This window comes from Arenimonas sp. GDDSR-1 (assembly GCF_025980345.1).
Taxonomy (GTDB): domain Bacteria; phylum Pseudomonadota; class Gammaproteobacteria; order Xanthomonadales; family Xanthomonadaceae; genus Arenimonas.
This window is the reverse complement of the sequence record NZ_JAPDUI010000012.1, coordinates 17911-32863: the sequence shown is the minus strand read 5'-3', so window position 1 is coordinate 32863 and position 14953 is coordinate 17911. Positions and strand designations below refer to the sequence as shown.

The 14953-nt window shown below is 62.0% G+C and carries 14 protein-coding genes; 12 read left to right on the top strand and 2 right to left on the bottom strand.

Annotation, left to right across the window (positions count from 1 at the left end):
- The 3 genes from Q0W88_RS03610 to Q0W88_RS03600 form a co-directional block, all read left to right on the top strand.
- Positions 1 to 2648, top strand: a 2648-nt coding sequence (locus Q0W88_RS03610; protein WP_297800115.1) for a response regulator, incomplete at its 5' end; no start/stop codon positions are given.
- Positions 2649 to 2651: 3 nt separating this feature from the next.
- Positions 2652 to 4379: a chemotaxis protein CheB gene (locus Q0W88_RS03605; RefSeq protein ID WP_297800113.1), complete on the top strand. Its 1728-nt coding sequence runs from the start codon at positions 2652 to 2654 to the stop codon at positions 4377 to 4379.
- A 12-nt stretch (positions 4380 to 4391) separates the two neighbouring features.
- Entirely contained in the window at positions 4392 to 4841 is a 450-nt protein-coding gene (locus Q0W88_RS03600; RefSeq protein WP_297800109.1) for a chemotaxis protein CheW, read from the top strand.
- Here Q0W88_RS03600 and Q0W88_RS03595 read toward each other — a convergent pair whose 3' ends face one another.
- Positions 4842 to 5570 (bottom strand): 16S rRNA (uracil(1498)-N(3))-methyltransferase, encoded by a 729-nt coding sequence (locus Q0W88_RS03595; protein ID WP_297800108.1) that lies wholly within the window; start codon positions 5568 to 5570, stop codon positions 4842 to 4844.
- Positions 5567 to 6928 (bottom strand): adenosylmethionine--8-amino-7-oxononanoate transaminase, encoded by a 1362-nt coding sequence (locus tag Q0W88_RS03590; RefSeq protein ID WP_297800106.1) that lies wholly within the window; start codon positions 6926 to 6928, stop codon positions 5567 to 5569. The genes Q0W88_RS03595 and Q0W88_RS03590 overlap by 4 nt, the downstream gene beginning before the upstream one ends.
- A 51-nt stretch (positions 6929 to 6979) precedes the next feature.
- On the opposite strand from Q0W88_RS03590, the gene nudE reads away from it, so the two are divergent.
- From nudE to Q0W88_RS03545, 9 genes are all read left to right on the top strand, one after another.
- Positions 6980 to 7525: an ADP compounds hydrolase NudE gene (nudE, locus tag Q0W88_RS03585; RefSeq protein WP_297800104.1), complete on the top strand. Its 546-nt coding sequence runs from the start codon at positions 6980 to 6982 to the stop codon at positions 7523 to 7525.
- The gene (cysQ, locus tag Q0W88_RS03580; RefSeq protein ID WP_297800102.1) at positions 7522 to 8301 is read left to right on the top strand and encodes a 3'(2'),5'-bisphosphate nucleotidase CysQ; all 780 of its coding nucleotides are present in this window, start codon (positions 7522 to 7524) and stop codon (positions 8299 to 8301) included. Before nudE ends, cysQ begins: the two co-directional genes overlap by 4 nt.
- Positions 8298 to 9104 carry a nucleoside triphosphate pyrophosphohydrolase gene (gene mazG, locus Q0W88_RS03575; RefSeq protein WP_297800100.1) on the top strand — a complete coding sequence of 269 codons (807 nt, stop codon included), beginning with the start codon at positions 8298 to 8300 and terminating at the stop codon, positions 9102 to 9104. Before cysQ ends, mazG begins: the two co-directional genes overlap by 4 nt.
- Positions 9091 to 9393, top strand: a complete 303-nt coding sequence (locus Q0W88_RS03570) for an Mpo1-like protein (RefSeq protein WP_297800098.1) — start codon at positions 9091 to 9093, stop codon at positions 9391 to 9393. Before mazG ends, Q0W88_RS03570 begins: the two co-directional genes overlap by 14 nt.
- A 71-nt stretch (positions 9394 to 9464) precedes the next feature.
- Positions 9465 to 10178, top strand: coding sequence for a response regulator transcription factor (locus tag Q0W88_RS03565; RefSeq protein WP_297800097.1), 714 nt, complete (start codon positions 9465 to 9467; stop codon positions 10176 to 10178).
- Complete coding sequence (locus Q0W88_RS03560; protein ID WP_297800095.1) at positions 10175 to 11479, top strand: HAMP domain-containing sensor histidine kinase; 1305 nt, start codon at positions 10175 to 10177, stop codon at positions 11477 to 11479. Before Q0W88_RS03565 ends, Q0W88_RS03560 begins: the two co-directional genes overlap by 4 nt.
- A gap of 16 nt (positions 11480 to 11495) precedes the next feature.
- Entirely contained in the window at positions 11496 to 13025 is a 1530-nt protein-coding gene (locus Q0W88_RS03555) for an efflux RND transporter periplasmic adaptor subunit (protein WP_297800094.1), read from the top strand.
- Positions 13022 to 13717, top strand: coding sequence for an ABC transporter ATP-binding protein (locus tag Q0W88_RS03550; protein WP_297800092.1), 696 nt, complete (start codon positions 13022 to 13024; stop codon positions 13715 to 13717). The genes Q0W88_RS03555 and Q0W88_RS03550 overlap by 4 nt, the downstream gene beginning before the upstream one ends.
- Positions 13707 to 14936, top strand: a complete 1230-nt coding sequence (locus tag Q0W88_RS03545) for an ABC transporter permease (RefSeq protein WP_297800090.1) — start codon at positions 13707 to 13709, stop codon at positions 14934 to 14936. Before Q0W88_RS03550 ends, Q0W88_RS03545 begins: the two co-directional genes overlap by 11 nt.
- Positions 14937 to 14953 lie beyond the last annotated feature (17 nt).

The following is a 14953-nucleotide window of genomic DNA, read 5'->3' as shown; positions in this document are numbered from 1 at the left end:
AACAAGCCGCCGCCGAACAAGCCGCCGCCGAACAAGCCGCCGCCGAACAAGCCGCCGCCGAACAAGCCGCCGCCGAACAAGCCGCCGCCGAACAAGCCGCTGCCGGGAAGGCAGAAGCCAATGATTATGATGGCATGAGCCTGGAAGAGCTTGAGCGCTTGACCGATCCGAACTACCAGCCGGATGAAGCATCCGATATCGAGGCTGCCGCTCCTGCGGTCATGAAAGTCGCTGCAGACCTTGCCAAGCCGGAATCTGAAGCATTGCCGCCGGCACCATTGATGAACGAAGCATCCGTCCAAACGTCGGTTGATGAAGGGCAGGGTACCGCAATGGATCGACTGGATACCCGTGATCTGGATGAAGAACTTCTGGACATCTTCACCGAAGAGGCCAAGGATCTGCTCGATCAGAGCGATAATCTGCTGGTCCAGTTGAAGCAGTCCTCGGAAAGCGTCGAGCCGTTGCTCGGCTTGCAACGCAATCTGCATACCCTCAAGGGCGGCGCCCGCATGGCCGGTCTGTTCAGCATCGGCGAACTCAGCCACAGTCTGGAAAGCTTCATCCAGGCCGGCGCCGAGCAAGGCGTGGTTCCCGATGCCGCGCAACTCGGGGTCATTGAGAAAGCCCTGGATGCCCTGCACCGGATGGCCGATCAGGTTGAAGAACGCGCTGCGCCAGAGTCGCCGAACGCCTTGATTCAACTGCTGGACGCCGGCGGTGTCAGCGCCGCTCCGGAATCCGCACCGTCTGCACAAACCACGGCGGCAAAAGTAGCCAAGCCGCTGTCCGGCCCGATCGATCTGCAGGATCTCGATACCGATGAGGGTCTGCGCACGCCGCAGGATGTGGTCCGCATCCGTGCCGACCTGCTCGATCAGCTGGTCAATTTCGCCGGTGAAGTCGCTATTTACCGCGCCCGCCTCGAACAACAGCTGGGCCAGTTCAAGACCAATCTGGTCGAACTCGACCAGACCACATCGCGTCTGCGCGAACAGCTCCGCCGACTGGATATCGAAACCGAAGCCCAGATCGCCGCCCGCAACATCCGGGAAGCCGATGAAGGCAACAAGGATTTCGATCCGCTCGAACTCGACCGGTTCACCACGCAGCAGCAGCTGTCGCGTTCGCTCGCGGAATCCTCGAATGACTTGATCAACCTGCAGGCCACGCTCGATGACCTGACCCGTCACCATGAAACCCTGCTGCTTCAGCAGTCGCGCGTCAGTTCGGAGCTGCAGGAAGGTCTCATGCGTACGCGCATGGTGCCTTTCGAAACGCTGCTGCCCCGCCTGCGCCGCGTCATGCGCCAGGCCGCCGAAGACAGCGGCAAGCAGGTCGATCTGCGGATCGACGGCGCGCAGGGTGAAATGGACCGTTCTGTTCTCGATCGCATGACCGCACCGCTGGAACACCTGCTGCGCAATGCCGTCGCCCATGGCATCGAGGCGCCGGAGCAGCGCCGTAGCGCCGGCAAGCCGCAAACCGGCAACGTGGTCATCAATGTCGCCCAGGAAGGTACGGAAGTCGTGCTTTCCGTCCGCGATGACGGTCATGGTCTTGATGTCGCCCAGATCCGGAATAAAGCGCTGCAACGCGGTCTCATCGGTGCCGATGAGGAACTCAGCGAAGCCCAGGTTCTCGCCCTGATTACCCAGACCGGCTTCTCGACCGTCGACACGGTGACCCGACTGGCCGGCCGGGGTATCGGCATGGATGTGGTCAGCAGCGAAATCCGCAATCTGAACGGCAGTCTGGGCATTCAAAGCACGCTTGGCCGCGGTACCGAATTCATCATCCGACTGCCGCTGAACCTGGCGGTGACCAAAGCCGTATTCGTCAAAATCGGCGAAAGCCAGTTCGCCATTCCGATTGCATCGGTCGACGGCGTCGGCCGGATCGGCCGTGAAGAACTGGATGAAAAGCTGCGGCTGGAATCCCCGGAGTTCAACTACGCCGGCAACCGTCACAAAATCTACGATCTCGGAACATTGCTCGATCTTCCGACCGCAAAAGCGGCTGGAAGCATGCAGATGCCGATGCTGCTGTCCAAGTCCGGGCAGGACCGCATCGCGATCTGCGTCGATCAGGTGCTCGGCAGCCAGGAAATCGTGGTCAAACCGGTCGGCCCTCAGGTCACCTCGGTACCCGGTGTTTACGGCGCCAGCATCATGCCCGACGGCGGCGTGGTGGTCATTCTGGATCTTGCCCCGCTGGTTCGTCACAATGCCGAGCGCCAGATTCCGCATGCGCCGGAAGCGGTTGAGGATACGTCACGCTCGATGCCGCTGGTCATGGTGGTCGACGACTCGATCACCATGCGCAAGGTCACCTCGCGCATCCTGGAGCGCAACAATTTCGAAGTCGTGGTCGCACGGGATGGTCTCGAGGCCATCGAGAAAATGGCCGAACAGGTCCCCGATCTGGTGCTGCTCGACATCGAAATGCCCCGCATGGACGGCTATGAAGTCGCGCAGAACATGAAATCCGATGCCCGTCTCCAGCATGTGCCGATCATGATGATCACCTCCCGGACCGGCGAGAAGCACCGCCAGCGGGCATTCGACCTCGGCGTCGAGCGCTATCTCGGTAAGCCCTATCAGGAATTCGAACTGATGCGGCAGGTCAACGAGATCTTCAAGAAATAAACCATGATGGCCAATGGCGCACAACGAGTCGTGGTGCTCGGCCGGGAGGGTCAGGCCCGCGAACAACTGGTCGGCGCCCTGACCGATCTTGGCGTGCATCCGGTCTGGGTCGGCAAGCCGTCACAGACGTCGCCGGATGCGCTGACGCAGCTGGCTCCGAACAAAATCGTGATCAGTCTCGAACCGGCCACCGAGCTGGAGCTTGAACCTTACAGCGAATTCCTCAGCCAACCCTCGATGACGGTTCTTTTCGATGATGCCGAAACCACCAGCGGGCTGAGCGGATGGGACCTCAACCGCTGGGCCCGCCATATGGCGGCAAAACTGCTTGACCGTGATGTTCTGCCGCCGCTGCCGATGGACGCCGATGCCAAGGAGGCGATGCAGGCGCCGGATGACGGATTGCCGGATTACCGGCCGATCGGTGGCAGCCATGAGGATATCCCGGTCGCGGCCGGTTTTGCCGCGCCGGCAGAAACCGACGAATCCGCGCATTGGCAGGATACCGGACATTACGACGATCTCGCCATCGATCCGGATGCGCTGGCCTTGGCGCTGTCGAAAGTCGACTCCGAGTTGGCCCATGGCCATGACGGCCCGGAAGTGCGTGTTGATTCCGAACAGCTGCTGCCTTTGACCGAAGAAGAGCGTGCACTGCTTGAATCAGGACAGAATCCGCAGACCGATGCGCTGCCGACCGTCGAGAAGCTCGACATCGGCCGTTCCGGTTCGACCGAATGGCATGACGGCGACGGTTTCAGTTTCGATCTGGACTCGACGGAATTGGCAGGCGCCCTGCAACAGATGGAAGACAGCCTGTCGCATCCGCCGGTGTCTTCGGAAGGTGCCGCAGATGAGGCCCTGTTGCCGTTGAGCGATGAAGAAAAATCAATGTTCAACTACGACATCGATCCCACCTTGATGCCCGATTTCGCGGTTCCCGAGATTCCGGCCGCAAGCGTTCAGGCCGTGCCGGAGCCGGTCGCCGCGCCCGATTTTTCCGCACTGTCTCTGAGCGCCGATGCCGCGATGGCGGTGCCTGCCGTCACGGCTGCAGCACCGCCCCGCGAGTTCGACCTGTCGATGTTCTCTCTGGTGGATGATGTCTCCGCCCCTTCAACGGGCACGCCGGCAGCGACGCTGGGCGAACCGGCGCCGGCGCCAGCCATGCCGGCTTTTGCGGCAGCGCCCGTTCATGTTCCATTGCCGGTTGAAGACGCCGCGCACGACCGTCTGTTTCTGGTGGTATCCGGTGTCGGCGGACCGGGCGCGGTACGTACGCTGTTGCAGAAAGTCCCACGCACCTTCGCCGGTGTTATGGTCCTGTCACTCCAAATCGGCGCCGCGCAATTGGAGCGTCTGCGCGCACAGCTGCAGAAAGTCACCGATGCCGATCTTCGGGTTGCCGAAAGCGATGAACATCTGCTGTCGGGAACCGTTTATCTGCTCCCGCCCGACTGCGGCATCGCCGTGACTGCACTGGGATACCAATGCCAGGCCCGTGCTGGTCTGAGGCCGTTCATCACCCTCCAGTCGAAATCGGCAAAAATTCTGGTGTTGAGCGGTGCCGATCCGGCATTGGCTTCGGCATTGATGGCGTTCAGTGGTGCCTGCAAAACCCTGTTTGTGCAGGATCCGGAAGAATGTTACGACGCCGGCGTAGCGCGTGAACTGGCCAATGCCGGTGCGCCGCTGCTGACGGAAGAGCTTATGGCGAAGTGGTTCACTTAAACGGAATAATCTATGGAAACCCAAGTCGAACAGATGCGTGCGGTATTGATGGCGCTGCCCGGCGGCAAATTGATGCTGCCGAACACCACCGTGTCCGAAATCATCACCTATGCCGCACCGGAAGCCGTTGAAGGCAAGCCGGACTGGTTTCTCGGTGTCATCCGCTGGAAGGGCTACCGATTGCCTCTGGTTTCGTTTTCGGCGATGGCGGGATGGACCCCCCGGGAGTCCGTGGCGGGTGCGAAAATCGCCGTTCTCAAAGGCCTTTCCGGCGAGACCAAACTGCCGTACTTCGCCATTCTGACCTCGGGCTTTCCGCGTCTTGTCAACATCGCTTCCGACCATCTCATCGATGATCCCGAACACGCCAGTGAGTACTATTACTCCGCCTATCTGGATGGCGATGGGGTATCGATTCCGAACCTGGAAACGGTCGAAGCAACCATCCGCGACGCGCTTTGATTACCAGTCGCCGTAGTGCGACTGCAACGCGGCGGTAACCGCAATACCTGCAGTCTCCGTGCGCAGTATCCGGGGACCGACACGCAGCCCGCTGAAACCCGCCGTCTGCAAGAGCCGGATGTCGCGCTCGGTAAACCCGCCCTCCGGCCCGATGGCCAGGACGATCCGGCCATCCGCGGGAATCGCCAGCCCGGCAATGCCGCTTTCGGCATCCGGTTGTAGGTAGAATGCACCCGCCATGCCTGCCGCATCGATCCGGTGTATGGCAATCGGCGGATTCACCACCGGAACCGACGCGCGGCCGGACTGTTCGCAGGCCGAGCGAACGACGCCCTGCCAATGGGCGAGCTTCTTATCGCTGCGCTCGCCATCCAGTTTCACTTCGGTGCGGTCCGACACCATCGGCGTGAACTCGGCGACACCGAGTTCGGTGGCTTTCTGCAGGATCCAGTCCATTTTCTCGCCGCGTGCGATGCTCTGGAACAGATGGATGCGCAGTGGCGATTCATTGCTTACGGCCGTTTTTTCCAGTATGCGGACACGTGCGCCGCGCTTCTCGAGACTCAGGATGCGGCACGGGTAGTCGTGACCGTCGCCGTTGAATAGATGGAAAATGTCACCGGTTTCAAGACGAAGCACGCGCACGATGTGGTTGCTGACCAGTTCCGGCAGGACCAGCTCCTGTTCGGGTTTCAGCGTCGCATCGATGTAACTCCGGATGGTTCTCATCGGCAGGCCTCCTCGATTGCTTGTTGCGTGGCAGCGGCGAGCAATTCCAGCTCCTCGGGACGGATGCAGTAAGGTGGCATCCAGTACAGGATATCGCCCAACGGTCGAAGCAACACACCGCGCTCCAGACCGGCGCGGTAGGCGCGCAGTCCACGGCGTTCGGCGGCATCGAAGGCAGTGCGGCGGTCGCGGCCAAGCTCAAAAGCCACGATCATCCCGGTCTGGCGCACCTGCTGCAGATTCGGGTGGTCCTGCAGGGTTGCGGCAAGAACGCCCATCTGCCTTGCCGTCGCGCGGTTGCGCACGAGGATGTCGTCCTGCGCGAAAATGTCGAGACTGGCCAGCGCCGCCGCGCAGCCGAGCGGGTTGCCGGTATAGCTGTGCGAGTGCAGAAAGCCGCGGCTGCGTTCATCGGACAGGAAATCGGCGAATACCGCTTCCGTGGTCAACACCGCCGACATCGGCAGGAAGCCGCCGGTCAGGCCTTTCGACAGACACAGGAAATCCGGCCGGATGCCGGCCTGTTCGCAGGCGAAGAAGGTGCCGGTACGACCGAATCCGACTGCGATTTCATCGGCGATCAGGTGGATGCCGAAACGCTCGCAGATCCGTCGGGCTTCGGACAGATACACCGGGTGGTACATGCGCATGCCGCCGGCGCACTGCACCAGCGGCTCGAGGATCAGGGCGCACAGTTCATGCTGGTGTTTTTCCACCAACACTTCGAGTCCGGCTGCGGCGCGCATGGCGCAATCGGCATCGGTCTCGCCCTCGGACTTGCCGAAAGCATCCGGCGAGGGCGCGAACAGCGGCTCCAGCAGCAGCGGCGCGTAAACCCTGCGGTACAGGGGGATGTCGGCCATGGAAAGCGCGCCGAGTGTTTCGCCGTGGTAGCTGTTTTGCAGCGCCATGAAGCGGTTCCGGCCGGCCATGCCGCGGTTGGCGAAGCTGTGAAAACTCATTTTCAGCGCGATCTCGACCGCAGCTGAACCGTTGTCGGCATAGAACACCCGGGTCAGGCCGTCCGGGGCCAAGGCGCACAGGCGCTCGGCCAGCTGCAGTCCCGGCTCATGCGAGAACCCGGCGAAAATCACATGCTCCAGAGTGCCGGCCTGACGGGCAATGGCCGCTGCGATACGAGGTTCGGAATGGCCGAAAAGATTGGTCCACCAGCTGCTGATGGCATCCAGATAGCGGTTTCCATCAATAGCTTCGAGCCAGACACCGTGCCCGGAGCGGATGGGTATCAGCGGCAAGGTCTCCGGGTGTTCGGCCATCTGCGTGCAGGGATGCCAGAGTACGCCGAGATCTCGCCGGTGCCATTCGGCCAGATCCCGTGGCGGGGTGAATGTGGACATAATTCGCCTTCCTCTCTAGCCAGCTTTGCCGAAACGCGCGACAATGAAACCATGAATTCCCTGCCTATTATCCATTCCCGCGAGCTGATTGAAAACAGCCACGGCAGGCGCGAGCGCATCGATCTGGAGTTTTCCAACGGCGAACGCCGCCGCTATGAACGGGCCCTGCATCAGGGCCATGGTGCGGTAATGATCGCCGCCATGCCCGACAAGGATACCGTGTTGCTGATCAAGGAGTATGCCGCCGGCACCCACCGCTACGAACTCTGTCTGCCGAAAGGGCGGATTGATCCCGGCGAAACGGTGCTGGAGGCCGCCAACCGCGAGCTCAAGGAAGAGGCCGGTTTCGGCGCACGCAGCCTGCGCATCCTGCGCTCCATTACCCTGGCGCCGACATACATGACCCATGCCATCGATCTGGTACTGGCCGAGGATCTTTACCCGGAGCGCCTGGTCGGCGATGAACCGGAAGTACTGGAAGTGGTGCCGTGGCGTCTTGATCGCCTGCACGAGCTCGTGCTGCGCGAAGACTGCTCGGAAGGACGCAGTCTGGCCGCATTGCTGGTCATCAAGGAACTGGTGCATTCCGGCACATGAGGCTCTGGGCTGACCGAATTGCGGATATTGCCCGCCGGGCCGGCGATGAAATCATGGCCGTGTATGCCCAGGATTTCGCGGTCACCGAAAAAGCCGATGCTTCGCCGCTGACGCAGGCCGATCTGGCGGCACACCGCTGCATCGTTTCGCTGCTGCCGGAGCTTGATGGCGGCCTGCCGATTCTTTCCGAAGAGTCGGCTCACATCGATTGGCCGGCGCGCCGGGCTTGGTCGCGTTACTGGTTGGTCGACCCGCTCGACGGTACCCGCGAGTTCATCAAAAAGAACGGCGAGTTCACCGTTAATATCGCCTTGATCGACAACGGTGTTCCGGTGCTGGGTGCGGTCTATGCGCCGGCCATGGATTGGTTGCTGGTCGGCGGCCAGGGGCTGGGCACCCGTTGGCAGCAGGGTACGCAAACAGGCATCGCCCGTGTCGCCGGTGCGCCGAATCCGTTGCGGGTTGCCGCCAGCCGTTCGCATCGCGATGACATCACCCAGGCCTATCTGGACCGGATCGGTTCAGTGGACACCGTCGGTCTCGGTTCTTCCCTGAAATTCTGCAAAATCGCCACCGGTGACGTCGATTTGTATCCCCGGTTCGGACCGACTTCGGAGTGGGATACGGCGGCGGCGCAGGCGGTGCTGGAAGCCGCCGGCGGCGGCGTATTCACGCTCGATGGCGCACCCTTGCGCTACAACAGCAAAGAGTCCCTGCTCAATCCCCATTTCATTGCGGTCGGCGATCTGTCCATTGGCTGGCAGGACTGGCTGTGAGCACACCGATCGAGCAGCTGCTGTCCATCATGCGCGCACTGCGCCATCCCGAAAACGGATGCCCCTGGGATCTGCAGCAGGACTTCAAATCCCTGGCGCCGTATGCCATTGAAGAAGCTTACGAGGTCGCGGATGCCATAGAGCGCGGCGGACCTGAAGATCTCCGGGATGAACTCGGCGACCTGCTGTTTCAGGTGGTGTTCCATGCCCAATTGGCTCAGGAGCAGGGCCTGTTTACCTTCAATGATGTGGTTGCGGCCATCAACCGGAAGATGACCGATCGGCATCCGCATGTGTTCGGCGACGCCAGTGTGGCCGATGCCGCCGCCCAGACCGAGGCCTGGGAACGCATGAAGCAGGAAGAGCGCCGTGCACGCAACGGCTCGGACGACAGTGCCCTGGCCGGAATAGCCGCCGGATTACCGGAGTGGCAGCGTGCCCTCAAACTGCAGAATCGGGCGGCAACAGTCGGTTTCGACTGGCCCGATGTCTCTTTGGTGTTCGACAAGCTGACCGAAGAAATGGCCGAAGCGCAGGCCGAATTGGCCAAAGGGCGCGGTCATGAGGCGCTGGAAGATGAAATCGGCGATATCCTGTTCGTGTGCGTGAATCTGGCTCGCCATGCCGGGGTCGATTTCGGCGCCGCCCTGCGTCGTGCCAATGCGAAATTTGAACGCCGGTTCCGGGCCATCGAGTCCTTGGCACTGCAATCCGGCCGCAGACTGTCCGATCTGGATCTGACCGCGCAGGAAACCCTATGGCAACAGGCAAAAACCCAGGAGGCCGCCAATGACCCGATTTAATTCCCTTGCCGAGTTCTACCCCTATTATCTGGGGGAACACCAAAATCTGACCTGCCGGCGCCTGCATTTCGTCGGCAGCTCGCTGGTCCTCGGCTGCATCGCGGCCTTGGTGCTGACCGGCCAGTGGTACTGGCTGCCGGCCGCCTTTTTCTGCGGCTACGGGTTCGCCTGGGTCGGGCATTTCGCCTTCGAGAAGAACAAGCCGGCCACCTTCCGCCATCCGCTGTATTCGTTCGTCTCGGATTGGCTGATGTACCGGGACATCCTGACCGGAAAAATCCCGTTCTAAGGCCGGTTCACACGGCAATCACCCCGTAGGGGGCATTCTTCACAAAGCTGAAGCCCTGAAAGGAGAAGCCCATGAAACGAGATACCCAAGCCGGTTTGATCCTGCTGGTTGAAGACAACCGCAGCCTGTCCGAGGTGGTCGGCGAATATTTTGAGAGCAAAGGCTTCGGCGTGGATTATGCCGGAGACGGGGTCGATGGCTATCGTCTGGCCACCAAGAACAGTTACGACGTGATCGTGCTTGACCTCAATCTGCCGCGCATGGACGGCCTGCAGGTCTGCCGCAAACTGCGCGAGGAAGGCAAGATCGCCACGCCGGTGCTGATGCTGACCGCACGTGATGCCGTGTCCGACAAGGTGCTTGGGCTCGAAGCCGGTGCCGATGACTATCTGATCAAACCTTTCGCCATCCAGGAATTGGAGGCGCGTATCCGCGCCTTGATCCGCCGTGAACGCCGTCAAGTCAGCACCGAAGTCTACAAAGTCGCCGATCTGGTGCTGGATACCGGCAGCCTGCGTGCGACGCGGGGCGGCCGTGATCTGACCCTGTCGCCGATCGCACTGCGCCTGCTCGGCATCCTGATGCGGGAGTCGCCCCGCGTGGTGACCCGGCGCGACATCGAGCGTGAAATCTGGGGTGATGAACTGCCCGAATCCGATACCCTGCGCAGCCACCTGTACAACCTGCGCAAGGCGGTCGATCGCGGCTTCGAGAAACAGCTGCTGCACACCGTGCAGACCGCCGGTTACCGCATCGTCGATCTCGACGAACAGCCCAAGGCATGAGCGACCGGCACGGCCTCCGGAAGAAATTCTGGACCGCATTCGTCCTGCAGACCGCCGCCATCTGTTTCGCGGCGGTGATCGGCGTTTACGGAGCATCGGTGGTCATCAAGGACATCCTGATCAAGCAGGCGCTGCAGGATGAGGCGAGGCACTTCTGGAGCCTTTACCAGAACAATCCGAACGTGCAGGTCCCCGACACCTTCAACATGAAGGGCTTCCTGCTGCCCTTGGCGCAGGTCGATGCCATGCCGGCCACCTACCGTGCGCTCGGCAACGGGTATCACAGCCTCGACAAAGACCGTGGCGGCGAACTGATCTGGGTGGAAACGCGCGAGAACCGGCGCCTGTTCCTGATTTTCAAGCAGGAGCAGGTCGATGCCCTGGCGTTCTGGTTCGGCGTGGTGCCTTTGGCGCTGCTGCTGGTGGTGGTCTATGCCATGGTTTTTTTCAGTTACCGGACCTCGAAAAAGCTGGTATCGCCGGTCATCTGGCTGTCGAACCAGGTCCGTGGCTGGGATCCGAAAAAACCGGATGTCTCGGTGCTGGCTGCCGAGAAGCTGCCCGGCGACATGGACAACGAGGCCAAGGTGCTGGCCGAAGCGCTGCATGATTTCGGCCAACGCATCGGCCAGTTCGTCGAGCGCGAGCAGAATTTCACCGCCAACGCCTCGCACGAACTGCGCACGCCGCTCACGGTCATCCGTGTCGCCAGTGACATGGTCGCCGGTGAAACCTGTCTGTCGCCGATGGCGCAGCGTTCCATCACCCGCATCCAGAAAGCCAGCCAGGAAATGGAATCCCTGATCGAAGGCTTCCTGCTGCTCGCGCGCGAAGATGATTACGGGCACAGCGAGCAGCCGTATTGGATTTCAGAAGCCGCCGCCGAAGAGGTCGAGAAAGCGAAGTTGCTGATCAATGGCAAGCCGGTCGAACTGGTGCTCGAGATCGCCGCCGATTTCCGCATCGACGTGCCGTACTACGTGGTGTCGACGGTCATCGGCAATCTGGTACGCAATGCCTGCCATTACACCGATCGCGGCCATATCGATATCCGCGTCAGCAGCGGAAAACTGGAAGTCCGCGATACGGGAGTCGGCATGAGTGCGCAGCAGCTGGAACGCGTTTTCGATTTGTTCTACCGCGGTGAAACCACCAATGCCGGCGGCAAGGGCATCGGCATGTCGTTGGTCAAGCGCTTCTGCGACCGTTTCGGCTGGCGCATCGAGCTGGTCAGCGCACCCGGCCAGGGAACCCTTGCGACGCTTTTGATTCCCGAAGCATCCTATTCCGAATTGACATGAAACAGGCCGTAATCCCATGAACTTAAAATCCTCCGGACTTCCCCTCGGCAAAATCGCCCTCGCTGCCGTTGCCGTCCTGGCGGTTTGGTTCGGTTACCGCAGCCTTTCCGGCGGAAGCGATGACGCCGAAAGCCAGTACCGCACCGAAGCGGCACAGGTCGGCGATCTGTCCTCGAGCATTTCCGCAACCGGCACCCTTGGCGCCACCGCCACGGTCGAGGTCGGTACCCAGGTTTCCGGAACCCTGCAGTCGGTCGATGTCGATTTCAACGATCAGGTCGAGCCCGGCCAGATCATCGCCCGCATCGATCCGTCCACCTTCCAGGCCCGCGTTGCGCAGGCCAGTGCCGCGCTGGCCAGCGCCCAGGCCGGATTGGCCGAGGCCCGCGCCGCCGCCATCAACGCCTCGCGCGATTTCGAGCGCAAATCCCAGCTGGCGGCCAAGCAGCTGATTTCGAAAACCGACCGCGACATTGCCCAGGCCCAGAATGCGCAGGCGCAGGCGCGGGTTCAGTCGGCCCAGGCCCAAGTCAGCCAGCAGCAGGCCAATCTCAACAGCGCCCAGCTGGATCTGGCAAAAACCATCATCCGGTCGCCGGTGAAAGGCACGGTTCTGGCCCGCAATGTCGAGCCCGGGCAAACCGTTGCCGCCAGCCTGCAGACCCCGGTGCTGTTCAAGATCGCCGGCGATCTGAGCGAAATGGAAATTGTCCTCGCCATCGACGAAGCCGACATCGGCCAGCTGCAGGTCGGACAGGAGGCCACGTTCACCGTGGATGCCTTCCCGGACCGCAATTTCCGCGGCAAGGTCAAGCAGATCCGCCTGGCAGCCAATAATGTCTCCAATGTCGTCACCTTTCCGGTCGTCATCGAAGTCAACAACGCCGAGCAGGTGCTGCTGCCCGGCCTGACCGCCACCGCACAGATCATCACCAGCCGAAAGAACCAGGTGCTGACCGTGCCGAACGCGGCGTTGCGCTTCCGTCCGGCCAGTGCCGCAGCGGCCAATGCCGGTCCCTCGTTCGGCGCGCCGACGCAGGCCACGGCGCCATCCATGGAAGAGCGCAGTAAGCGCATGCAGGCGCAGCTGGATGCGATGCGCCAATTCCTGGTCCAGAGCAAGGCCGACCCCGCAGTGCTCTCGAATTTCGATGCATCGGCCGAGGCCTACAAGCAGCAGGCCGCCCGCATGATGCAGCGTTTTGCCCAAGGTGCCAATGCCGGGGCCGGAGCCGGACAATCCGCCGGTTCGGCACCGCAAGGCATGAGCGGTGGCGGCAATGGCGCGCGCCGGTTCGCCGATCGCTTCGCCAAGGCCTTCGAAGGCGTGCGTGCACAGCTGGATCCCGAAAAGCAACGCCTGTGGGACCAGCAGATCCAGGCCTTGTTCAATGCCAAGCGCGCTACCGTGTATGTGCTCGAAAAAGGCGAGCCGGTAGCGGTTGAAATCCGGCTCGGCGTTTCGGATGGCAGCCGCAGTGAAGTCATCGGCGGCCTGAAGAACGGGCAGCAGGTCATCGTCGGAAGCGCGCGCAGCACGCCATGAACACGCCGGTCATCGACATCCGCGGTCTGAGCAAGGTCTATGCGCAGGGCACCGAAGCGCAGGTCGACGCGCTCAAGCAGGTCAGTCTCCGGATCATGCCGGGCGAGTTCGTGGCCATCATGGGCGCTTCCGGTTCCGGAAAGTCCACATTGATGAATGTTCTGGGCTGTCTGGATGCCGATTACACCGGCAGCTACCACTGCGATGGCATCGATGTGCGCAGTCTCGACAAGGAGGCCTTGGCCAAACTGCGGCTGGGGAAAATCGGATTCGTGTTCCAGAGCTTCAACCTGCTCAGCCGCATGGATGCCCTGCATAACGTGATGATGCCGCTGTCTTACGCCGGCATCACCCTGGCCGAGCGCCGGCCGATGGCCGAAACCGCGCTGCAGGCCGTGGGTCTGGGCGGCCGCATGCATCACAGGCCCGGCGAGCTTTCCGGCGGCCAGCAGCAACGCATCGCCATCGCGCGGGCATTGGTCAACCGCCCGCCGATGATTCTCGCCGACGAACCCACCGGTGCGCTCGATTCGAAAACCGGCGCTGAAATCCTGGCGCTGTTCGAGTCGCTCAAACAGCAGGGCCACACCATCATCCTGATTACCCACGACGAGCATGTCGCCGCGCATGCCGACCGCATCTGCCACATGCTCGACGGCGTGTTGAGCGAGGAGATCGCCGATGTGGCTTGATACCTTCCGCACCGCCGTGTCTTCCCTGCGCGGCAACTGGCTGCGCAGTGCGCTGACTTCGCTCGGCGTCATCATCGGGATCGCCGCCGTGATCGTGATGGTGTCGGTCGGGCAGGGCACCCAGAATGAAATCGAGAAAATGGTGTCCGGTCTGGGCGCCAACCGGCTGGACATCAACTCCGGCTCTTCCCGTTCCGGGGGCGTCCGGTTCGGTTCGGGTTCGCGAATGACGTTGACCCAATCCGATGCCGAGGCCATCCGCCAGCAGATTCCGGAAGTGGCTTACGTGACCTCCAGCCTGCGTGGCGGCACTCAGGTGGTGTATGCCGAGAACAACTGGTCGACCAGCTGGCAGGGCATCGAGCCGGATTATTTCGCCATCAACGAGTGGCAGATCGCCAGCGGCAGCCCGCTGCAGGATTCCGATTACAAGTCCGGGAGCAAGGTCGTGCTCATCGGCGAGACCATCCGCCGTGAGCTGTTCGGCGAATCCGAAGCCATCGGCGAGAGCATCCGCATCGGGAAAACGCCGTTCCAGGTGGTCGGTGTGCTCGAATCCAAGGGCCAGGGCGGTTTCGGCCAGGATCAGGACGACGTGTTGCTGGTGCCGCTGGAAACCGCGCGCCGGCGTCTGGCCAGCAACAACACGCTTCCCGGCGGCGTGCAGCAGATTACCCTGGGCGTGGCGCGTGCGGAAGACCTTCCTTACGTGCAGGAGCAGGTGGAAGTGCTGATGCGCCAGCTGCACAAGATCCAACCGGGTGCCGAAGACGACTTTACGGTGCGCAACATCGCGGAAATCATCGCTACCCGCACCGAGACCACGCGCATCATGTCACTCCTGCTCGGCGCGGTGGCCAGCATCTCGCTGATTGTCGGCGGCATCGGCATCATGAACATCATGCTGGTCTCGGTCACCGAACGCATCCGCGAAATCGGCCTGCGCATGGCGGTCGGCGCCGGACCGAGGGAGATCCAACGCCAGTTCCTGACCGAGGCCATGCTGATTTCGGTCGGCGGCGGCTTGATCGGCATCTTCATCGGGGTCGGGTTCTCGTTGCTGGTCGAGAAGATGGGGGCCCTGCCGGTCGCGCTGAACTGGAAGGTGATTTCGCTGGCGGCGGTCTGCTCGATGGCGACCGGGCTGTTTTTCGGCATTTACCCCGCCCGCAAGGCGTCCCAGCTCGATCCGATCGAAGCGCTCAGGCATCAGGGCTGATTCCGGCCGGATTGGGT

Coding starts and splice junctions, on each gene's coding strand:
- Q0W88_RS03605 (WP_297800113.1), top strand. CDS start 2,652: ATGATGGCCAATGGCGCACAACGAGTCGTGGTGCTCGGCCGGGAGGGT.
- Q0W88_RS03600 (WP_297800109.1), top strand. CDS start 4,392: ATGGAAACCCAAGTCGAACAGATGCGTGCGGTATTGATGGCGCTGCCC.
- Q0W88_RS03595 (WP_297800108.1), bottom strand. CDS start 5,570: ATGAGAACCATCCGGAGTTACATCGATGCGACGCTGAAACCCGAACAG.
- Q0W88_RS03590 (WP_297800106.1), bottom strand. CDS start 6,928: ATGTCCACATTCACCCCGCCACGGGATCTGGCCGAATGGCACCGGCGA.
- nudE (WP_297800104.1), top strand. CDS start 6,980: ATGAATTCCCTGCCTATTATCCATTCCCGCGAGCTGATTGAAAACAGC.
- cysQ (WP_297800102.1), top strand. CDS start 7,522: ATGAGGCTCTGGGCTGACCGAATTGCGGATATTGCCCGCCGGGCCGGC.
- Q0W88_RS03570 (WP_297800098.1), top strand. CDS start 9,091: ATGACCCGATTTAATTCCCTTGCCGAGTTCTACCCCTATTATCTGGGG.
- Q0W88_RS03565 (WP_297800097.1), top strand. CDS start 9,465: ATGAAACGAGATACCCAAGCCGGTTTGATCCTGCTGGTTGAAGACAAC.
- Q0W88_RS03560 (WP_297800095.1), top strand. CDS start 10,175: ATGAGCGACCGGCACGGCCTCCGGAAGAAATTCTGGACCGCATTCGTC.
- Q0W88_RS03555 (WP_297800094.1), top strand. CDS start 11,496: ATGAACTTAAAATCCTCCGGACTTCCCCTCGGCAAAATCGCCCTCGCT.
- Q0W88_RS03550 (WP_297800092.1), top strand. CDS start 13,022: ATGAACACGCCGGTCATCGACATCCGCGGTCTGAGCAAGGTCTATGCG.
- Q0W88_RS03545 (WP_297800090.1), top strand. CDS start 13,707: ATGTGGCTTGATACCTTCCGCACCGCCGTGTCTTCCCTGCGCGGCAAC.